19 protein-coding genes are annotated in these 19085 nt (G+C 72.8%); 12 read left to right on the top strand and 7 right to left on the bottom strand.

The features are described 5' to 3' along the window. Nucleotides 1–6: 6 nt before the first annotated feature. Entirely contained in the window at nt 7–780 is a 774-nt protein-coding gene (locus ACGFRG_RS11585; RefSeq protein ID WP_393263282.1) for a ZIP family metal transporter, read from the bottom strand. A 76-nt stretch (nt 781–856) separates the two neighbouring features. On the opposite strand from ACGFRG_RS11585, the gene cobM reads away from it, so the two are divergent. The 6 genes from cobM to cobC are packed head-to-tail and all read left to right on the top strand — an operon-like array spanning nt 857 to nt 7198. Continuing rightward, nucleotides 857–1684, top strand: coding sequence for a precorrin-4 C(11)-methyltransferase (gene cobM / locus ACGFRG_RS11580; protein WP_361429136.1), 828 nt, complete (start codon nt 857–859; stop codon nt 1682–1684). Further along, nucleotides 1681–2931 (top strand): precorrin-6y C5,15-methyltransferase (decarboxylating) subunit CbiE, encoded by a 1251-nt coding sequence (gene cbiE, locus ACGFRG_RS11575; RefSeq protein WP_393263280.1) that lies wholly within the window; start codon nt 1681–1683, stop codon nt 2929–2931. The genes cobM and cbiE overlap by 4 nt, the downstream gene beginning before the upstream one ends. Beyond that, complete coding sequence (gene cobJ / locus ACGFRG_RS11570; protein WP_361429132.1) at nt 2928–4640, top strand: precorrin-3B C(17)-methyltransferase; 1713 nt, start codon at nt 2928–2930, stop codon at nt 4638–4640. Before cbiE ends, cobJ begins: the two co-directional genes overlap by 4 nt. Next, on the top strand, nt 4637–5233 hold the full coding sequence (locus tag ACGFRG_RS11565) for a precorrin-8X methylmutase (protein ID WP_393263278.1): 597 nt from the start codon (nt 4637–4639) through the stop codon (nt 5231–5233). The genes cobJ and ACGFRG_RS11565 overlap by 4 nt, the downstream gene beginning before the upstream one ends. Then, nucleotides 5230–6141: a sirohydrochlorin chelatase gene (locus ACGFRG_RS11560; RefSeq protein ID WP_393263276.1), complete on the top strand. Its 912-nt coding sequence runs from the start codon at nt 5230–5232 to the stop codon at nt 6139–6141. Before ACGFRG_RS11565 ends, ACGFRG_RS11560 begins: the two co-directional genes overlap by 4 nt. After that, a complete protein-coding gene (cobC, locus tag ACGFRG_RS11555) occupies nt 6113–7198 on the top strand; it encodes an Rv2231c family pyridoxal phosphate-dependent protein CobC (RefSeq protein ID WP_393263274.1) in 1086 nt (361 codons plus the stop codon). The genes ACGFRG_RS11560 and cobC overlap by 29 nt, the downstream gene beginning before the upstream one ends. A 478-nt stretch (nt 7199–7676) precedes the next feature. Here the strand turns inward: cobC and ACGFRG_RS11550 are convergent, their stop codons facing one another. Together ACGFRG_RS11550 and ACGFRG_RS11545 are read right to left on the bottom strand one after the other, a co-directional pair. Continuing rightward, nucleotides 7677–8585, bottom strand: coding sequence for an SCO1860 family LAETG-anchored protein (locus ACGFRG_RS11550; protein ID WP_393263272.1), 909 nt, complete (start codon nt 8583–8585; stop codon nt 7677–7679). A 348-nt stretch (nt 8586–8933) separates the two neighbouring features. Then, nucleotides 8934–10025 carry an amidohydrolase family protein gene (locus ACGFRG_RS11545; protein ID WP_393263270.1) on the bottom strand — a complete coding sequence of 364 codons (1092 nt, stop codon included), beginning with the start codon at nt 10023–10025 and terminating at the stop codon, nt 8934–8936. Nucleotides 10026–10124: 99 nt separating this feature from the next. On the opposite strand from ACGFRG_RS11545, the gene ACGFRG_RS11540 reads away from it, so the two are divergent. The 6 genes from ACGFRG_RS11540 (at nt 10125) to ACGFRG_RS11515 (ending at nt 15328) form a co-directional block, all read left to right on the top strand. Continuing rightward, nucleotides 10125–11222, top strand: coding sequence for a pyridoxal-phosphate-dependent aminotransferase family protein (locus ACGFRG_RS11540; protein WP_393263268.1), 1098 nt, complete (start codon nt 10125–10127; stop codon nt 11220–11222). Between the two features lie 331 nt (nt 11223–11553). Further along, a complete protein-coding gene (gene ectA, locus ACGFRG_RS11535) occupies nt 11554–12063 on the top strand; it encodes a diaminobutyrate acetyltransferase (protein WP_361429119.1) in 510 nt (169 codons plus the stop codon). After that, nucleotides 12060–13334 (top strand): diaminobutyrate--2-oxoglutarate transaminase, encoded by a 1275-nt coding sequence (ectB, locus tag ACGFRG_RS11530; RefSeq protein WP_393263266.1) that lies wholly within the window; start codon nt 12060–12062, stop codon nt 13332–13334. The genes ectA and ectB overlap by 4 nt, the downstream gene beginning before the upstream one ends. Before the next feature lie 52 nt (nt 13335–13386). Continuing rightward, nucleotides 13387–13785 (top strand): ectoine synthase, encoded by a 399-nt coding sequence (locus ACGFRG_RS11525; protein WP_361429115.1) that lies wholly within the window; start codon nt 13387–13389, stop codon nt 13783–13785. A gap of 3 nt (nt 13786–13788) precedes the next feature. Continuing rightward, nucleotides 13789–14643 carry an ectoine hydroxylase gene (gene thpD / locus ACGFRG_RS11520; protein WP_393263264.1) on the top strand — a complete coding sequence of 285 codons (855 nt, stop codon included), beginning with the start codon at nt 13789–13791 and terminating at the stop codon, nt 14641–14643. A gap of 25 nt (nt 14644–14668) precedes the next feature. Next, complete coding sequence (locus tag ACGFRG_RS11515; RefSeq protein WP_361429111.1) at nt 14669–15328, top strand: hypothetical protein; 660 nt, start codon at nt 14669–14671, stop codon at nt 15326–15328. Here the strand turns inward: ACGFRG_RS11515 and ACGFRG_RS11510 are convergent. The 4 genes from ACGFRG_RS11510 to ACGFRG_RS11495 all read right to left on the bottom strand — a co-directional run bounded on the left by ACGFRG_RS11510 (nt 15306) and on the right by ACGFRG_RS11495 (nt 18996). Continuing rightward, nucleotides 15306–16007 carry a hypothetical protein gene (locus tag ACGFRG_RS11510; protein ID WP_393263262.1) on the bottom strand — a complete coding sequence of 234 codons (702 nt, stop codon included), beginning with the start codon at nt 16005–16007 and terminating at the stop codon, nt 15306–15308. The two genes, ACGFRG_RS11515 and ACGFRG_RS11510, sit on opposite strands and share 23 nt — an antisense overlap. Before the next feature lie 59 nt (nt 16008–16066). After that, nucleotides 16067–17122, bottom strand: a complete 1056-nt coding sequence (locus ACGFRG_RS11505) for an aminotransferase class V-fold PLP-dependent enzyme (RefSeq protein ID WP_393263260.1) — start codon at nt 17120–17122, stop codon at nt 16067–16069. A 117-nt stretch (nt 17123–17239) separates the two neighbouring features. After that, nucleotides 17240–17959: a DsbA family oxidoreductase gene (locus ACGFRG_RS11500; protein WP_393263258.1), complete on the bottom strand. Its 720-nt coding sequence runs from the start codon at nt 17957–17959 to the stop codon at nt 17240–17242. A gap of 122 nt (nt 17960–18081) precedes the next feature. Further along, complete coding sequence (locus tag ACGFRG_RS11495) at nt 18082–18996, bottom strand: helix-turn-helix domain-containing protein (RefSeq protein ID WP_361429181.1); 915 nt, start codon at nt 18994–18996, stop codon at nt 18082–18084. Nucleotides 18997–19085 lie beyond the last annotated feature (89 nt).

The raw sequence follows: 19085 nt of genomic DNA, 5'->3' as shown, positions 1-19085 counted from the left end.
CCGGGTTCACTGCGCGAGGCCCACCACCAGCCAGATGAAGGCCACGCCCCCGACGGTGAACAGCAGCGTCGAGCGGGCGGGGTGCTCATGGTGGGCCTCGGGCAGGATCTCGGCGGCGGCCAGGTACAGCAGCACCCCGCCGAAGAAGCCCAGATACCCGCCGAGCAGTTCGGCCGGAAGGGTGAACAGGAGCGTGGAAGCGGCGCCGATCATCGGCGCGAAGGCGTCCGCGACCAGCATCGCGACGGCCTTGCGCTTCTCGTTCCCGTACAGGCTGGTGATCGTGTACGTGTTGAAGCCGTCGGCGAAGTCGTGGGTGATCACGGCGATCGCCACGGCCGCGCCCATGCCCGCGCCGACCTGGAACGCCGCACCGATCGCGACGCCGTCCATCAGACTGTGCCCGACCATCGCGGCGGCCGCCGTCAGACCCACCTGCGGCGCGCGCCCTCCCGTCTCCCGACCACCACCCCTCATCGAAGCGCTGCGCGCTGCCCCGTTGAATTCGGCTCCGTGCGCCGCGCTGCGCACCGCGAGCAGGCGTTCCACCAAGTGGGCGAGGAGAAAGCCGCCCACGAACAGGAGCAGCGCGGCCGGTACGCCGAAGACGTCGTCGCCCGCCGCGTCCAGCGCCTCCGGCAGCAGGTCCAGGCCGACCACGCCGAGCATCAGCCCGCCCGCGAGGCCCAGCACCAGATGGCGCCGGTCGGTGACGCGCTGGGCGGTCCAGCCACCGACCAGTGTCATCAGGAACGCGCCGAGCGCGACGGCCACCACCATGTGCCCTTGCTAACCGACTGACCCACCACCGCGCATTTCGCTTGACGACTGTGTGACGTACGAGAGGACTCCTCCCATGGCCGATGCCACCACCGGCAAGGTGACGATCGTCGGCGCCGGCCCCGGCGCCGCCGATCTGCTGACATTCCGGGCCGCGCGGGCCATCGCCGACGCCGACGTGGTGATCTGGGCCGCGAGCCTGGTGCAGGCCGAGGTCCTGGACCACGCGCGCGAGGGCGCCGAGATCCTGGACTCGGCGGCGATGTCCCTGGAGGACGTCGTCGGGGTGTACGAGCGGGCCGCCCGCGAGGGGCTGAAGGTGGCCAGGATCCACTCCGGCGACCCGGCCCTATGGGGCGGCACCCAGGAGCAGCTGGACCGGGTGGCGGGGCTGGGCCTGGATGTCGAGATCATCCCCGGTGTCTCGTCGTTCTCGGCGGTCGCGGCGATAGCCCAGCGCGAGCTGACCATCCCCGAGGTCGCCCAGTCCGTCATCCTCACGCGCCTGGGCGGCGGCAAGACGCCGATGCCGCCGGGCGAGGAGGTGCGCGAGTTCGCCCGGCACGGCACCACGATGGCGATCTTCCTGTCCGCCGCCCGCTCCGGGCAGCTGGTCCAGGAGCTGCTGGAGGGCGGCTACCCGACGTCGACCCCGATCGTCATCGCGTACCAGGCGACCTGGCCCGAGGAGCTGGTGCTGCGCTGCACCATCGAGACCCTGGAGGAGACGGTGAAGGAGCACAAGCTCTGGAAGCACACGCTCTTCCTGGTGGGCCCCGCCCTGTCGGCCTCCGGCACTCGCTCGCACCTCTACCACCCCGGCCACTTCCACGGTTTCCGCCGCGCCGACCCGGCCGCCCGCCGCGCCCTGAAGGCCGAGAAGGCGGAGCGCACCCCGTCATGATCACCGTCATCGGTACGGGGACGGGCGCGCCGCTGGCACCGGACGCCCTGGCCGCGCTCGCCCGGGCCACCCTGGTCACCGGCGCCGCCCGCCATCTGGACGCGGCCGAACTGCCGCCGGACGCACGGCGGTTGGTGCTCGGCCCGCTCGCGCCCGCGCTCGACGTCATCGCCAAGCACCGCGAGGAGGGCGGCCGGGTCGTCGTGCTGGCCTCCGGGGATCCAGGCTTCTTCGGGATCGTGCGGTCGCTGGCCGAGCGGTTCGGGGCGCAGGCGCTCGACGTACGGCCCGGGGTCGCCGCGGTCGCGGTCGCGTTCGCCCGGCTCGGGCTGCCCTGGGACGACGCGCTGGTGGTCAGCGCGCACGGCCGGGACCTGCGCACGGCCGCCAATGTGTGCCGGGCGCACCCGAAGACCGCCGTGCTCACCGGCCCCGGCGCCGGGCCCGCCGAACTGGGCGCCGAGCTCGCCCGCCGCGCGCCCGACCGGCTGCTCGTGGTCGCCTCGGCCCTCGGCGACCCGGAGCGGGAGCAACTGGTCCGGGTGACCCCTGCCGAGGCGGCGGCCCGGGAGTGGGACGCGGTCAGCGTGATCGTCTGCCTGGACGAGGAGAAGGCTCTGTCGCCGGTGCGGACGGTCGCGGGCGGCCGGGCCACGCCCGAGCGGTGGGCGCTGGACGAGAGCGAGTTCGCGCACCGCGACTCGATGATCACCAAGGCCGAGGTACGGGCGCTCGCGCTGGCCCGGCTCGGGCCCCGGCTCGGCGATCTGGTCTGGGACGTGGGGGCCGGGTCGGGCTCGGTCGCCGTGGAGTGCGCCCGGTTCGGGGCGGCGGCGGTCGCGGTGGAGAAGACCGCCGAGGGCTGCGAGCACATCCGGGCCAACGCGGCCGCGCACGGTGTGGACGTCCGGGTGGTGCACGGCGCGGCGCCCACGGTCCTGTCCGATCTCACCGATCCGGACGCGGTGTTCATCGGCGGCGGCGGCCGTGAGCTGCCCGCCATAGTGACCGCCTGCGCCCGCCGGGCCCGGCGCTCGGTGGTGGTGGCGCTGGCCGCGCTCGACCGGGTGCCGGCGGTACGGGCGGCGCTCACCGGGGCCGGTCTGGTCACCGGCGGTGTGCTGCTCCAGTCCTCGCGCCTGGCGCCGCTGCCCGGGGACGTGACCCGGCTCGCGGCCACCAACCCCGTCTTCCTGCTGTGGGGCGACCGCCCCGCGACATCTGTTCTCGAAGGAGCTGTTCAGTGATCGGCCTGATCTCCGCCACGGCGGCGGGCGCCACCGCCCGCGACCGCCTCGCCGCGGCCTGGCCCGGCCGGGTCCGGGTGTACGAAGGACCCGTGCGGGAGGCCGTGGAGCGGGCCTTCGCGGAGTGCGACGCCCTGGTGTGCTTCCTCGCCACCGGCGCCACCGTCCGACTGCTCGCCCCGCTCCTGGCGGACAAGGCGTCCGACCCGGGTGTCGTCTGCGTCGACGAGGGCGTCCGCTTCGCGGTCTCGCTCCTCGGCGGCCACGGCGGCGGCGCGAACGCGCTGACCGAGGAGGTAGCCGACGTACTGGGCTGTACGCCGGTGGTGACCACGGCGACGGACGCGGTGTCCGTGCCGGGTCTGGACACCCTGGGCCTGCCGGTCGAGGGGGCGGTCGCCGCCGTCGGGCGCGCGATCCTGGACGGGGAGCCGGTGGCGCTGCGGGCGGACGCGCGGTGGCCGCTGCCCGCCTTCCCGCCGAACGTCACGGACGCGCCGGACGCGTGCGACGTCACCCTCCACCTCACCGACCGCCTCCTGGAACTCGGCCCCCGCGACGCGGTGTTGCGCCCCAAGTCCCTGGTCGTCGGCGTCGGCGCCTCCAAGGACGCGCCCGTCGAGGAGGTCCTGGGCCTGATCGAGGACGCGCTCGCCGACGCGGGCCTGAGCCCGCTGAGCGTGGCCGAACTGGCCACCGTGGACGCGAAGGCGCAGGAGCCCGGCATCGTCGGGGCCGCGTCCCGGCTCGGGGTGCCCCTCACCACGTACGCCTCCCAGGAACTGGCCTCCGTCAGTGTGCCGAACCCCTCCGACGCGCCGCTGGCCGCCGTGGGGACGCCTTCGGTGGCGGAGGCCGCGGCCCTGGCCGGTGGGGGTGAACTCGTGGTGCCCAAGCGGAAGTCCGCGCCCGAGGGCCGGGCGGCGATGGCCACCTGCGCGATCGTACGGCGGGCCCCGCGCGGCCGGCTCGCGGTCGTCGGGCTCGGCCCGGGCGCGCGCGATCTGCTCACCCCGCGCGCCAAGGACGAGCTGCGCCGCGCCTCGGTGCTCGTCGGGCTCGACCAGTACGTGGACCAGATCCGCGATCTGCTGCGGCCGGGCACCACGGTCCTGGAGTCGGGGCTCGGCGCCGAGGAGGAGCGGGCTCGTACCGCCGTCGCCGAGGCGCGCGAGGGGCACGCGGTCGCGCTGATCGGCTCGGGGGACGCGGGGGTGTACGCGATGGCCTCGCCCGCGCTCGCCGAGGCCGCCGACGACATCGACGTGGTCGGCGTGCCGGGCGTGACTGCCGCGCTGGCCGCCGCCGCGATCCTGGGCGCGCCGCTGGGGCACGACCACGTCTCGATCAGCCTGTCGGATCTGCACACGCCGTGGGAGGTGATCGAGCGCCGGGTGCGGGCGGCCGCCGAGGCGGACATCGTGGTCACCTTCTACAACCCGCGCAGCCGGGGCCGTGACTGGCAGCTGCCGAAGGCGCTCGGCATCCTCGCCACCCACCGCGCCCCGCACACCCCCGTCGGTGTCGTGCGCAACGCCTCGCGCCCCGACGAGAGCAGCCGTCTGAGCACGCTCGGCGCCCTCGATCCGGCGACGGTGGACATGATGACCGTGGTGACCGTCGGCAACACCGCCACCCGCGAGATCGCCGGCCGTATGGTCACACCGCGCGGCTACCGCTGGCAGTCCGCCACCGGGGAGGCCAAGTGAGCAGGCCCTGGGAGCGTACGGTCCATCCGATCGAGGTGGAGTCGTACCGGCGGCTGCGCGCCCGCCTGGACACCTCGCACTTCGCGCCGCTGACCCGGGCCGTGGTGGAGCGGGTCGTCCACTCCGCCGCCGACCTGGACTACGCGACCGATCTGGTCTGCGACGAGCAGACGCTGGGCGCGGCGCACGCGGCGCTGCACGGCGGGGCGCCCGTCGTCACCGACGTCGAGATGGTCGCGGCCGGAATCACCCGGCGCGAGACGGTCTGCCGCCTGCGGGACGCCAAGTCCGGCCCGGGCCTTACCCGTTCGGCCCACGCCATCCGGCTCGCGTACGAGGAGGTGGGCCCCGGCGCGCTCTGGGTGATCGGCAACGCGCCCACCGCGCTCGAAGAGCTCCTCACCCTGGACGCCGCGCCCGCGCTGGTCATCGGCCTGCCCGTCGGGTTCGTCGGGGCAGTCGAGTCCAAGCAGGCGCTGCGCGAGAGCGGCCTTCCGGCCATCAGCAATGTTTCCGAGAAGGGCGGCTCGGCCGTGGCCTCCGCCGCCCTCAACGCCCTTCTGTACCACCCCTTCGGCAAGGAGAACCCGTGACCACCCCCCAAACCCAGCCCGCACTGCTCATCGCCGGGCACGGCACCCGGGACGACGCGGGGGCCGAGGCGTTCCGCTCGTTCGTCGAGGAGCTGGGCCGCCGCAACCCCGAACTGCCCGTCGCCGGCGGGTTCATCGAGCTCTCCCCGCCGCCGCTGGGCGAGGCCGTCACCGCCCTGGTGGAGCGGGGGGTCAAGAAGTTCGCGGCGGTACCGCTGATGCTGGTGTCGGCGGGCCACGCCAAGGGCGACATACCGGCCGCGCTCACCCGCGAGAAGGAGCGCCACCCCGGTATCTCCTACACCTACGGGCGACCGCTCGGCCCGCACCCGTCGCTGCTCGCGGTCCTGGAGCGGCGGGTCGACGAGGTCATCGGCGACCTCGACCGGTCCGAGGTCACGGTGCTGCTCGTCGGCCGGGGCTCCACCGACCCGGACGCCAACTCCGAGGTGCACAAGGCGGCCCGGCTGTTCTGGGAGGGGCGCGGTTACGCGGGCGTGGAGACGGGGTTCGTGTCGCTCGCGGCGCCCGACGTGCCCTCGGGTCTCGACCGCTGCGAGAAGCTGGGCGCCCGGCGGATCGTGGTCCTGCCGTACTTCCTGTTCACCGGCATCCTGCCGGACCGGGTGCGGCAGCAGACCGAGGAGTGGGCAGCCGCGCACCCGGAGCTTGACGTGCGCTCGGCCGACGTCATCGGCGCCACCGAGGAGCTGCACGAGCTGGTCATGGAGCGCTACCGGGAGGCCGTCAAGGGCGATCTGCGGATGAACTGCGACTCCTGCGTCTACCGGATCGCGCTGCCCGGCTTCGAGGACAAGGTGGGACTGCCCCAGCAGCCCCACTTCCACCCGGACGACGACGGCCACCATCATCACCACCATGGCAGCCATGCGCACGCACACCACTGAGCACGATCTGCGCCACCACGGCGACGCCGAGGTCCGTGACGTCGGCGTCGCCCTCACCGATCTCGCGGTCAACGTCCGGGCGGGCACTCCCCCGGACTGGCTGCGGGAGAAGATCGCGGCGTCCCTGACCGGCCTCGCCGCCTACCCCGACGGGCGGGCGGCGCGGGCGGCGGTCGCGGCGCGGCACGGGCTGCCGGTGGAGCGGGTACTGCTCACGGCGGGGGCGGCGGAGGCGTTCGTGCTGCTCGCACGGGCTCTGACGTTCCGTCATGCCGTGGTGGTGCACCCGCAGTTCACCGAGCCGGAGGCGGCGCTGCGGGACGCGGGGCACTCGGTGGAGCGGGTGCTGCTGCGTGCGCGGGACGGCTTCCGGCTCGACCCCGCGTCGGTCCCGGCCGAGGCGGACCTGGTCGTGGTGGGCAACCCGACGAACCCGACGTCGGTGCTGCATCCGGGCGGGGTGCTGGCTCAACTCGCGCGGCCCGGGCGGACGTTGGTCGTCGACGAGGCGTTCATGGACGCGGTGCCGGGCGAGCGGGAGGCGCTGGCGGGCCGGACGGACGTGCCCGGTCTGGTGGTGCTGCGCAGCCTCACCAAGACGTGGGGGCTCGCGGGCCTGCGCATCGGCTATGTGCTGGCCGAGCCGTCCGTGGTGGCGGCTCTGGAGCGGGCGCAGCCGCTGTGGCCGGTGTCCACGCCCGCGCTGGTGGCGGCGCAGGCGTGTGTGTCCGCGCGGGCGCTGGCGGAGGCGGACGAGGCGGCGCGGCGGCTGGTGGTCGACCGGGCGCATCTGCTCGCCGGGCTCGCGGAGTTCGAGGAGGTACGGGTGGTGGCGGCTGCGGAGGGGCCGTTCGTGCTGGTGCGGGTGGTGGGAGGCGGGGAGGTGCGGGAGCGGTTGCGCGGGCTCGGCTTCGCCGTGCGGCGCGGCGACACGTTCCCGGGCCTGGGCCCGGAGTGGCTGCGGGTGGCGGTCCGCGACCGCCCGACGACGAACCGCTTCCTCCAGGCGCTGGACCAGGCCCTCACGCTGACGAGCCCCACCCCGCCCCTTCCCTGAACCCTCCGGGGGTGGGTGGGGGTTGAGGTGGCTCTCCCGGGGGCTACGCCCCCGGACCCCTGAGCGGGGGCTGCGCCCCCTGCACCCCGCTACGGGGCTCCGCCTCCGGCCCCCCGGTGGGGTGGGTGGGTAGCGAGGCTGCGCCCCTGCACCCCGCTCTGGCCGCGTTCGTCTGCGGACCGTGCTGGGTTGCTCGCTCCCCCAAGTTCTCGACTCCGCTCGAACAGGGGGGACCCCCACCGCGGCGGAGCCGCAAATGTCACAGCCCCGCGCCCCTGAAGGAGGGCCCGAAGGGCCCATCAAGGGGCGCGGGGAACTGCGCGACCAGCCCCCACCCACCCGCACACGAAACGACCACCGCCGGAGCCACGCGGCGGAGCCGCAAAATGTCACAGCCGGGAAGGGGCGGGGTGGGGGAAGACCGGCGTCAGCCCCCACCGACCCGCAGACGAAAGCGCAGCCCAAACCCCCCGCCCCGTCAGGACCGCCGCCGCGCCACCACCAACGCCGCTCCCCCGAGCACCAACAACCCCACCGCCCCGCCCGCCACATACGGGGTCACCCCGCTCCCACCCGTTTCCGCCAGCTTCGGATCCCCCACCGCCTGGGGCTTCATCGCCGTGCTGGACGCGAGGTCCGCCCGGACCTCGGGGGATTCGCACGTGGCCTCCGCCAGCGTCACCTCCCCCGTCACCTCCGCCACATTCAGCTGAAGCGGGTTCACCGAGACCCGCAGCCGCAGGGCCGTCGCCGCCGCCGTGCGGGACGTCGTGCGGGTCGAGGACAGGTCGAGGGTGACCTCGCCGACCCCGGGCACCGCGATCCGCGTCGTACCGGCCGTCGACAGGGTCACCTTCTTGCCCAGGACCGTCACCGCACCGAGCAGGTTCGACGACGCCACCGGGCGCGCACCCGCCTCGCACACCGCCTTCGAGGTCACGTCCTGGACCTCGATCAGAGAGAGCAGCGGCAGGCCGGGGACGTGCAGACGGGCGTGGACCAGGTGCGTGTAGCCCTGGGCGCGGGCCCCCTCGACCGTCGCGTCAGCCTTGGCGACATCCGCGTCGAGCACGCTGAACGGCTTCCCCTTGGCCACTCCGTCCAGCTTCACCTCCAGCGCCGTCTTCTGCGAACTCGCGGGCGCCTGCACCTCGTTGAGGGTGACCTTCAGGGGCACGTCGACCGTCTTGTTGAGCAGCGAGACGTCCAGGCCGGTGCGGAGCACTACGGCGCTCGCCTTTCCGCCCCGACCGGCGGCGCCGTGACCGGCGCTCTGGCCGCCGCCCGTGGCGTACGCCGGTACGGACGCGGCCAGGGCCAGCGAGCCGAGCGTGAGCGCCACGGAGGCCGAAGTACGCGCGGGCAGGCGGAAGTTGATGGTGTTCAAGGTGGTGGAACCCCCACAGGAGACATGAACCGTCACCCGTCCGCCCTCCCCACGGGGACTCGTGGGGCTCGCGAGAGCCAGGGGCGTGCCGGTGACTTGAGACACCGGAATCTTTTACGCACGGAGAGTGAACCGATAGACACCTGGGGTTAGTTCACCCGAACGAGGCGACAGCGGTCGCGTATTCGATCGCGCCCGTGCGCGCGTTCCCCATAAGCACCCCTCACGACTGACTCTCGGCGTACGCCGGTTGACCCGCACCGGCGCACCCCGGGAAAGCGTGAAGAACTACAACGACCCAGCGACCCGGACCGTCACCCTCCGCGTCAGCACCGCGCCCGCCCCGCGTCAGCCCACGATCCGCCCGCGCAGCAGTATCCGGCTCGGCGCCGCCAGTACCCGTACGTCCGCCCGCGGGTCCTGCTCGTACACCACGAGGTCCGCGGGGGCGCCCTCCTCCAGGAGCGGGCGGCCGAGCCAGGTGCGGGCGTGCCAGGCGGTCGCGGAGAGGGCGTCGAGCGGCGGGATGCCCGCCTTGACCAGTTCGGCGACCTCGGCCGCGACCAGGCCGTGGGCCATGGAGCCGCCCGCGTCGGTGCCGACGAAGACCGGGATGCCGGCGTCGTACGCCGAGCGGACCGTGTCGTAGCGGCGCGCGTGCAGCCGGCGCATATGGGCCGACCAGACCGGGAACTTGGCCTCGCCGCCGTCCGCGAGATGCGGGAACGTGGCGATGTTCACCAGCGTCGGCACGATCGCGACCCCCCGCTCGGCGAAGAGCGGAATGGTGTCCTCGGTGAGCCCCGTCGCGTGCTCGATGCAGTCGATGCCCGCCTCGACCAGGTCGCGCAGCGAGTCCTCGGCGAAGCAGTGGGCCGTCACGCGCGCGCCGAGCCGGTGCGCCTCGGTGATCGCCGCCTCGACCTCGCCGCGCGGCCAGCACGCCGACAGGTCCCCCACCTCGCGGTCGATCCAGTCGCCCACCAGCTTGACCCAGCCGTCGCCGCGCCGCGCCTCCCGGGCGACGTACGCGACGAGGTCGCCGGGCTCGATCTCATGGGCGTAGTTGCGGATGTAGCGGCGGGTGCGGGCGATGTGGCGGCCCGCCCGGATGATCCTCGGCAGGTCGTCGCGGTCGTCGATCCAGCGGGTGTCGGAGGGCGAGCCCGCGTCCCGCAGCAGCAGGACGCCCGCCTCCCGGTCGGTGAGCGCCTGCTTCTCGCTGGTCTGGTCGTCGACCGGGCCGTGCCGGTCGAGCCCCACGTGGCAGTGCGCGTCGACGAGTCCGGGCAGCGCCCAGCCGGTGACCGTGACGGCGTAGGCCGCGCCCGGCGGGCGTTCATAGGTGATCCGGCCGTCCACCGCCCACAGTTCGTCCCGTACGTCCTCGGGACCCGCAAGCACCCGCCCCCGGACATGCACCACCGCGTGATCGCTCATGACCAGCACTGTACGAGGGCCTGGGTACCCTCGACCGAGAGGCTCGGCACTTCGGCGCCGGGCCCGTGAACGCAAGCGCAGACGACCGAAGAAGGCACCGTGACTCACCCCCTGCTCGACCTGGCCCCGCTGTCCGCCGCCCGTTTCGCGGCCATCGAGCGGCGGGTGGCCGCGCTGCTCGCCACCGAGCAGGACGTGGTCATCATGCAGGGCGAGGCGCTGCTGCCGCTGGAGGGGTGCATCCGGGGCGCCGCGCACCCGGGCTCCACCGCGCTGAACGTGGTGACCGGCCCGTACGGCCAGACCTTCGGCAACTGGCTGCGGGACTGCGGCGCGAGCGTGGTCGACCTGGAGGTCCCGTTCCACACGGCGGTCACCGCCGAGGACGTCGACCGGGCGCTCACCGAGCACCCGGAGATCGACTTCGTCTCGCTGGTGCACGCGGAGGCGGCGACCGGGAACACCAACCCGGTCGCGGAGATCGGCGAGGTGGTCCGCCGCCACGGCGCCCTGTTCATGCTGGACGCGGTCGCCTCGGTGGCCGCCGAGCCGCTGCTGCCGGACGTGTGGGGCGTGGACCTGTGCGTGATCGGCGCGCAGAAGGCGATGGGCGGCCCCGCCGGTGTCTCGGCGGTGTCGGTGAGCGAGCGCGCCTGGGCCAGGATCGCCGCCAACCCGCGCGCCCCGCGCCGCTCCTACCTCTCCTTGCTCGACTGGAAGGAGCGCTGGATCGACGGCGGCCGCAAGGCCCTCCTGCACGCCCCGGCCCAGTTGGAGATGCTGGCCCTGGAGGCGTGTGTGGAGCGGATCGAGGCGGAGGGCCTGGACGCGGTGACGGCCCGGCACGCCTCGGCGGCCGCCGCGACCCGGGCGGGCGCCTCGGCGCTGGGCGGCGGCCTCGCTCCGTACGTCCACGACGCGCGGGACGCGGCCCCGGTGGCCACGACGCTGCGCACCCCGGCGGGAGTCGACGCGTCCGAGCTGGTCGCGAAGGCGCTCGCGGCCGATCCGGCGCTGCCGCTGATCGCGGGCGGCGGGGCACTGGCGAAGGAGATGATCCGGGTCAACCACTACGGCGTCGACGCCACGCGGGGCGCGGTGCAGTCCTCGCTCGCCGCACTGGGCGCGGCGCTCGGCGAGGGCGGCCGCCCGGTCGACCTGGAGGCCGCCCGCCGAGCCGTGTCGCGGGCCTGGTGAATCACAAGTACCCGATAAAACGGCGGCCACCCGCCCCTCCAACACCTTTTCCTCACATAAATTCAAGTTGAATTAACATAACGGGAAGCTACTTATTCCGAGTAGCTTCCCGTTTTCTTCTGCCCGGACTTGTTGATCTCAAACACCAAGTTTTCAACAAGATTTCCGGGCGGTCATGCACATGTGATCGACTCCACAAAGGTGTCTTTTTGTACCGGAATTACCGGACAAAACGCCTCGCGCGCACATCCGCGTGATAACACAAGGAACTCCCCGACGCACCACCCTCCGCTAATGCGATTTCGATTTCCGCTGGGTAAATTCCTTCCGCATGACCGCCGCACAGACCGTCATCCATATCGACACCCCACGCGTCGAGGACGGCGCCGCGATCTGGCGTATCGCCCGCGACTCGGAGGTACTGGACCTCAACTCCTCGTACAGCTATCTGCTCTGGTGCCGCGACTTCGCCGCCACCTCCCTGGTGGCGCGCGACGGCGCCGGTGAACCGGTCGCCTTCGTCACCGGATACATCAGGCCGGAGCGCCCGCAGACCCTCGTGGTCTGGCAGGTCGCCGTCGACCGCGAGCAGCGCGGCCGCGGCCTCGCGGGCACCCTGCTCGAAGCGCTGGCCTCGAAGGTCGCCGACTCGCACGGGGTGCGTCTGGTCGAGACGACCGTCACCCCCGACAACACCGCGTCCGACCGGCTGTTCACCGCGTTCGCCGAGCGGCGCGGCACCGCGCCGCACCGCGAAGTCCTCTTCGAGCGCGTGCTGTTCCCCGAGGACGGCCATCAGCCCGAAGTCCTCTACCGGATCGACCTGGGAGTACGACTGTGACCATCACCCCGCCCGCCCTGAGCGTCTTCGAGACCCTGGAGTCGGAGGTGCGCAGCTACTGCCGAGGCTGGCCCGCCGTCTTCGACCGGGCCCGGGGCGCCCGGCTCACCGACGAGGACGGCCATGAGTACCTCGACTTCTTCGCCGGGGCCGGATCACTCAACTACGGCCACAACAACCCGGTGTTGAAACGCGCCCTGCTCGACCATCTCGAACGCGACGGCATCACCCACGGCCTGGACATGGCGACCACCGCCAAACGCACGTTCCTGGAGACCTTCCAGAACGTGATCCTGCGCCCGCGCGACCTGCCGTACAAGGTGATGTTCCCGGGCCCGACCGGCACCAACGCGGTCGAGGCGGCGCTGAAGCTGGTCCGGAAGGTGAAGGGCCGCGAATCGGTCGTCTCCTTCACCAACGCCTTCCACGGGATGTCGCTCGGCTCGCTCGCCGTCACCGGCAACGCCTTCAAGCGGGCCGGTGCGGGCATTCCGCTGGTCCACGGCACCCCCATGCCGTTCGACAACTACCTGGACGGGCAGACCCCGGACTTCCTCTGGTTCGAACGACTCCTTGAGGACGAGGGCTCGGGCCTGAACAAGCCCGCCGCCGTCATCGTCGAGACCGTGCAGGGCGAGGGCGGCATCAACGTGGCCCGGCCCGAGTGGCTGCGCGCGCTCGCCGACCTGTGCCGGCGCCGCGACATGCTCCTGATCGTCGACGACATCCAGATGGGCTGCGGCCGCACCGGCGCGTTCTTCTCCTTCGAGGAGGCGGGCATCACCCCGGACATCGTCACCCTGTCGAAGTCGATCAGCGGGTACGGGCTGCCCATGTCGCTGTGCCTGTTCAAGCCCGAGCTCGACATCTGGGAGCCGGGCGAGCACAACGGCACGTTCCGGGGCAACAACCCGGCCTTCGTGACCGCGACCGCGGCCCTTGAGGCGTACTGGACCGACGGGTCGTCGCTGGAGAAGCAGACCCGGGCGCGCGGCGAGCAGGTCGAGCAGGCGCTGATCTCGATCACCGAGGAGAACCTGGTCGACGTCAAGGAGTACCGGGGCCACGGCCTGGTCTGGGGCCTGGAGTTCCACGACGAGCACCGCGCGGGGGCGGTGGCGCGGCGCGCCTTCGAACTCGGGCTGCTCATCGAGACGTCCGGCCCGCGCAGCGAGGTCGTCAAGCTGCTGCCGCCGCTCACGGTGACCCCGGAAGAGCTGGACGATGGGCTGCGCACCCTGGCCCGCGCGGTCCACGAGACCGCTTCCTGAACCCCGCTCCCCCCCCCCACAAGTCCCCCCACAAGAAAGGCGCCGACCCACCGTGATAGTCCGCTCGTTGAAGGACATCGAGAACACCGACCGCCATGTCCGCGCCGCCTCCGGCACCTGGGAGAGCAAGCGGATCGTGCTCGCCAAGGAGAAGGTCGGCTTCTCCCTGCACGAGACGGTCCTGTACGCCGGTACGGAGACGTCCATGTGGTACGCCAACCACATCGAGGCCGTGCTCTGCGTCGAGGGCGAGGCCGAGCTCACCGACCACGAGAGCGGCGAGACCCACTGGATCGCGCCGGGCACGATGTACCTGCTCAACGGCCATGAGCGGCACACCCTGCGCCCGAAGACCGACTTCCGCTGCGTCTGCGTCTTCAACCCGCCCGTCACGGGACGGGAGGACCACGACGAGAACGGTGTCTACCCCCTGCTGACCGAGGAGGCCTGAACCATGTCGGACCTGTACCCCACCCGTGGCGCCACCGAGGTCGTCACCCCGCGCCAGGACCCCGTCGTCTGGGGCCCCTCCGCCGGACTCGAATCGTATGAGCAGGACGGCTTCCTCACCGTCGACCAGCTGCTCTCGGACGACGAAACCGCCTTCTACCGGCGCGAGTTGGACCGCCTGATCGCCGATCCCGCGGTACGCGCGGACGAGCGGGCGATCACCGAGCCGCAGACCGGGGCGGTGCGGTCGGTCTTCGAGGTGCACCGGATCAGCGAGATCTTCGCGGGCCTGGTGCGCGACGAGCGGGTGGTCGGCACCGCCCGGCGCATCCTCGGCTCCGATGTGTACGTCCATCAGTCGCGCGTCAACGTCAAGCCGGGGTTCGGGGCGTCGGGCTTCTACTGGCACTCGGACTTCGAGACCTGGCACGCCGAGGACGGCCTGGCGAACATGCGGACCGTCTCGGTGTCGATCGCGCTCACCGAGAACCACGACACCAACGGCGGCCTCATGATCATGCCCGGCTCGCACCGGGACTTCCTGGGCTGCGCGGGTGCCACACCGCGCGACAACTACAAGAAGTCGCTGCGGATGCAGGACGCGGGCACGCCGTCCGACGAGGCGCTGACCAAGATGGCGGACCGGCACGGGATCCGGCTGTTCACCGGCCGCGCGGGCTCGGCGACCTGGTTCGACTGCAACTGCATGCACGGCTCCGGGGACAACATCACCCCGTATCCGCGCAGCAATGTGTTCATCGTCTTCAACAGCGTGGAGAACACGGCGGTCGAGCCCTTCGCGGCCCCGATCAGGCGACCGGAGTTCATCGGGGCGAGGGACTTCACGCCCGTGAGGTGAGCGTGATCGTTGGTACGGTCGGCCCATGGCTGATGAATCTTCCCGGACTCCCGTCACCGCGGACGACGTCGAACACTCCGTGCGGCTCTCGGTCACCGCGCTGCGGGCCGGGCTCGCCGGGGACTGGAGCGTGCCGGCCGGCTCGCTGGACTGGGACTGCTGGGAGACCGTCGAGCATCTGTCGGACGACCTGTTCGCGTACGCCGTGCAGCTCGGCCCGCAGCAGCCGCCGCTCGACGGCGACGTGCCGTACCTGTGGGAGGCGAAACGTCCCGGCGGGCCGCGCAACGCGGTGCACGCGGACCGCGCGGCCGGGCCCGCCGGGCTGCTCCAGACCCTGGAGGCGAGCGGGGCACTGCTGACCGCGATGGTCCGCACCGCGTCCCCGGACGTCCGGGCCCACCACGTCTTCGGCATCTCGGACCCGGAGGGCTTCGCGGCGATGGGCGTCGTCGAGACCCTGCTGCACACGTACGACGTGGCGCAGGGCCTCGACGTGGCCTGGGCGCCGCCCGGCGGGCTGTGCGACCGGGTGCTGGCGCGGCTGTTCCGCGAGGTGCCGACGGATCCGGACCGGTGGCGGGTGCTGCTGTGGGCCACCGGCCGGGCGGACCTGCCGGACCTTCCGCACCAGGACTCCTGGCGCTGGTACGGCGAACCGCTCAGCGACGCAGCCAGATCCTGAGCCCGCCGACCGGGGTGAACCCGGCGCGGACGGCGGCCGCCAGGTCGTCGCCGCTCTCGTAGCCGACGACCGGCAGGCCGGGCCAGTGCCGCGCGAGTGAGGCGAGGCACCCGGCCCAGGCCGTGTCCAGGTCGCCGTCGGCCGCGAAGAGGTTGGAGATCCCGGCCACCGATTCGCCGCGGGTGGCGATCGCGCCCGCGACGATCTCGCCGTCCGCGTCCCGGGCCGCGAGGAAGAGCTGGTCCTCGTCGGCGAGCAGCGCGGCCGGGAAAAGACCGTCGCCCTCCCCGCCCGCCCAGGCGTCCTCCCAGCGCGCCAACTCCCCTTCCGTACGCACCTGTTCCCAGCCGGGGTCGGCCGCCTCGGGCGCGGCCCGGTGGATCCACTCGGCGCCGAACAGGACCTCGAAGCCCTCGTCCGTCAGGTCCAGGGTGGCGAAGCTGTCCTTGACCGAGGCACCCGGCGAGGCGTCGATCCGCCCGACGATCTCGCGCGGCGAGGCGTCGGGGGCGAGGGTCACCGCGTCCGGATAGAGCGGCGGGGTGCGGCGCGGGCTCGTCCAGGCGTACGGGCCGGTCTCGCCCGTGATGCCGTGCGCCCGGCACAGGGCCGCGCACCACTCGGCGTTGTTCCGGGCGGCCGCGCGCACCCGTGCGTCGTTCTCGCTGTCCGTGATCACGGCCGGATCCTCCCCCGTGGGACCCGGCCGCGACCACTGGTTATCGCCGGTGCGGGAGGTCACAGGGCGGACAGCACGTCCAGCGCCCGGTCCACGTCCGCCGACGCGTTGTACAGGTGGACCGCGAACCGCAGATTGCCGCCGCGGGCGGAGGCGTAGACCCCGGCCCGCAGCAGCTCCGGCTGCGCGCCGCCGAGGCCCGGCACGGCGACGCCGGCCGAGTCGTCGGCGACCGACCGGTGGCCGAGGTCGGCGAGGCCCGCCCGCAGCCGGTCCGCGAGGGCCAGGTCGTGGGCGTGCACCGCGTCGATGCCCACCGATTCGAGCAGCGCCAGGGACTCGGCGGCCGCGTGGTAGGAGAGGAAGGAGCCGGGCTCGTCGTACCGCCGCGCGGAGGCGGCGAGTTCGGACACCGGGCCGTAGTTGTCGCTCAGGTCCTCGGCGGCGAACCACCCCGAGTGCAGCGGCGCCAGCCGCTCCTGCGCCTCCTCGGTGACGGTGAGGAACGAGGTGCCGCGCGGGCACGTCAGGAACTTGAACCCGGCGGTGACCGTGTAGTCGTACGCGCCCGCGTCCAGCGGCAGCCAGCCCGCCGACTGGCTGGCGTCGAGGAGCGTACGGGCCCCGTGCGCGGCCGCCGCCTCCCGTACGGCCGCGAGGTCCGCGACCCGTCCGTCGGCCGACTGGACGGAGGAGAAGGCGACCAGCGAGGTGCTGGGCCGTACCGCCTCGGCAAGGGACTCCAGCGGGACGTACCGCATCTTGAGGTCGCCCCGGACCGCGAACGGCTGGACGACCGAGCTGAACTCGTGCTCGGGGGCGAGGACTTCGGATCCGGCGGGCAGCGAGTGGGCGATCAGTGCGACATGGACGGCGACCGACGAGCCGAGCGCGACCCGGTCGACGCCGACCCCGGTGAGCCGGGCGAAGGAGGCCCGTACGGCGGCGAGCTCGTCGAAGCCACCCGCACCCAGCCGGGTGCCCGCCGCGTTCTCGCCGAGGAGCCGGGTGGCGGCCTCGACGGCCCGCCGGGGCAGCAGCCCGGTGCTGGAAGTGTTCAGATAGGTCGTCTCGGGTGCGAACGCGTCGCCCGCCAGGGGCTCCAGGATTTCCATGATCCCACCCTGCGGCCCCCTCGGCCCCGGGTCAATCGATGTCGATCGACAAGGGCTGAGGGGAACCATCAAGGGCTGCTTACGCGTTGGGCCCGATGAGCCCATCGGGCAGACGCGTCACGCGCCGGGGACCGCGCAGCCGTCCGGGCCGCAGACCTCGCCCTCGGCGGGCGTGGAGCCCAGGGTGGCGAGCACCGGGCGGTGCTCCTGCCAGGCCTGTTCGAGGGCCTGGGTGAAGACCTCGGCGGGCTGGCCGCCGGAGATGCCGTACTTGCGGTCGACGACGAAGAACGGCACGGCGTTGGCGCCGAGAGCGGCGGCCTCGGCCTCGTCCGCCCGCACCTCGTCGGCGTACGCGCTCTCGTCGGCGAGCACGGCTCGCACCTCGTCCGCGTCGAGGCCCGCCTCCACGGCGAGCTCGACCAGGACCTCGGCGTCGAAGACGGAGCGCTCCTCGGCGAAGTTGGCCCGGTAGGCCAGGTCCAGCAGCGCGTCCTGGCGGCCGCGCGCCTTGGCCAGGTGCAGCAGGCGGTGGATGTCGAAGGTGTTGCCGTGGTCGCGGCCCTCGGTGAGGTAGCCGAGACCTTCGGCGCGCGCGTTGGAGGCGACGTGCTCCTCCATGCCCCGGGCCTCGTCCAGGGTACGGCCGTACTTCTTGGCCAGCATCGGGATCACCGGGCCGACGTCGCCCTTCGGGCGGTTCGGGTCGAGCTCGAAGGATCGGTGCACCACCTCGATGTCGTCGCGGTGGGCGAACTCCGCCAGGCCCTTCTCGAAGCGGGCCTTGCCTATGTAGCACCACGGGCAGGCGATGTCGCTCCAGATCTCGACGCGCATGTCACTTCTCTCCGACTCGGTCACGGGCCCGGTTCCGACCCCGATTTTGTATGACTTTCAAGTATTACAACCATGGCGGCCGCCTTCGCATTCCCGCAGGTCAGGAGGCGGCCTCCCACAGGTCAGCGGGCGGCCTCCAACTGGTTGAAGGTGGCCCGGTAGGAGCTCGGGGTGAGACCGGTGCGGCGGACCAGGTGCGCGCGGAGCGAGTCGGCGCTGCCCAGGCCGCTGGCCTCGGCGATCTGGTCCATGCCGAGCGTGGTGGTCTCCAGGAGCTCCTTGGCCCGCTCGACGCGCTGGTGCAGCAGCCACTGGAGCGGGCTGACACCGCTCTCGGCGTGGAAGCGCCGGGTCAGGGTGCGCACGCTCACGCCCGCGTGCCGGGCCAGATCGGTGAGCGTCAGCGGCTTGTCCAGGTTGCGCATCGCCCAGCCCCGGGTGTCGGCGCAGACCACTCCCCGCTCGGCGGGCAGCGGGGTCTGGGTGAACTGGGTCTGCCCGCCGGGCCGCACCGGCGCCACGAGCGCGGCTCTGGCGACCTGGTTGGCGACGGCGGCGCCGTAGTCGGTACGGATGATGTGGAGGCACATGTCGATCCCGGCCGCGTACCCGGAGGACGTCATCACGTTCCCGTCCTCCACGTAGAGGACGTCACCCTTCAGGGCGAGGGAGGGATAGCGGCGGCGCAGCTCGTCGGCGAGCTCCCAGTACGTGGTGGCGCTGCGCCCGTCGAGCAGTCCCGCCTCGGCCAGCACGAAGGCGCCGCTGCAGATGGAGGTGATCCGCCGGCCCCGGGCCGCGGCGCGCCGGACCGCCTCGACGGTGCGCGGGTCGGGCACGTACCGCTGTCCGGTGCCCGCGACCAGCACGGTGTCGGCGTCCGCGACGGCGTCCAGGCCCCGGCTCACCTGGAGGTCGAGCCCGCCGGTGGTCGCGATCGGCCCCGGATCCGGGGTGCAGACCGTCAGCTCGTACCCGGGAGCGCCGTCGATCTCCACCTTGGCGAAGAGCAGTTCGGGAATGGCGAGGTTGAACATCGAGACCGGGGAGGGCGCGACGACGACGAGGCGATGCGGCCGCCGGCCGTCCGACGCAGTCGCGGAACCGCTGCCGCTCGCGGAACTCT

Origin of the sequence: Streptomyces sp. NPDC048696, from assembly GCF_043198895.1 — a bacterium.
Taxonomy (GTDB): Bacteria; Actinomycetota; Actinomycetes; order Streptomycetales; family Streptomycetaceae; genus Streptomyces.
Note: the sequence above shows the minus strand (reverse complement) of the source record. Positions and strands in the feature narration are given on the sequence as shown.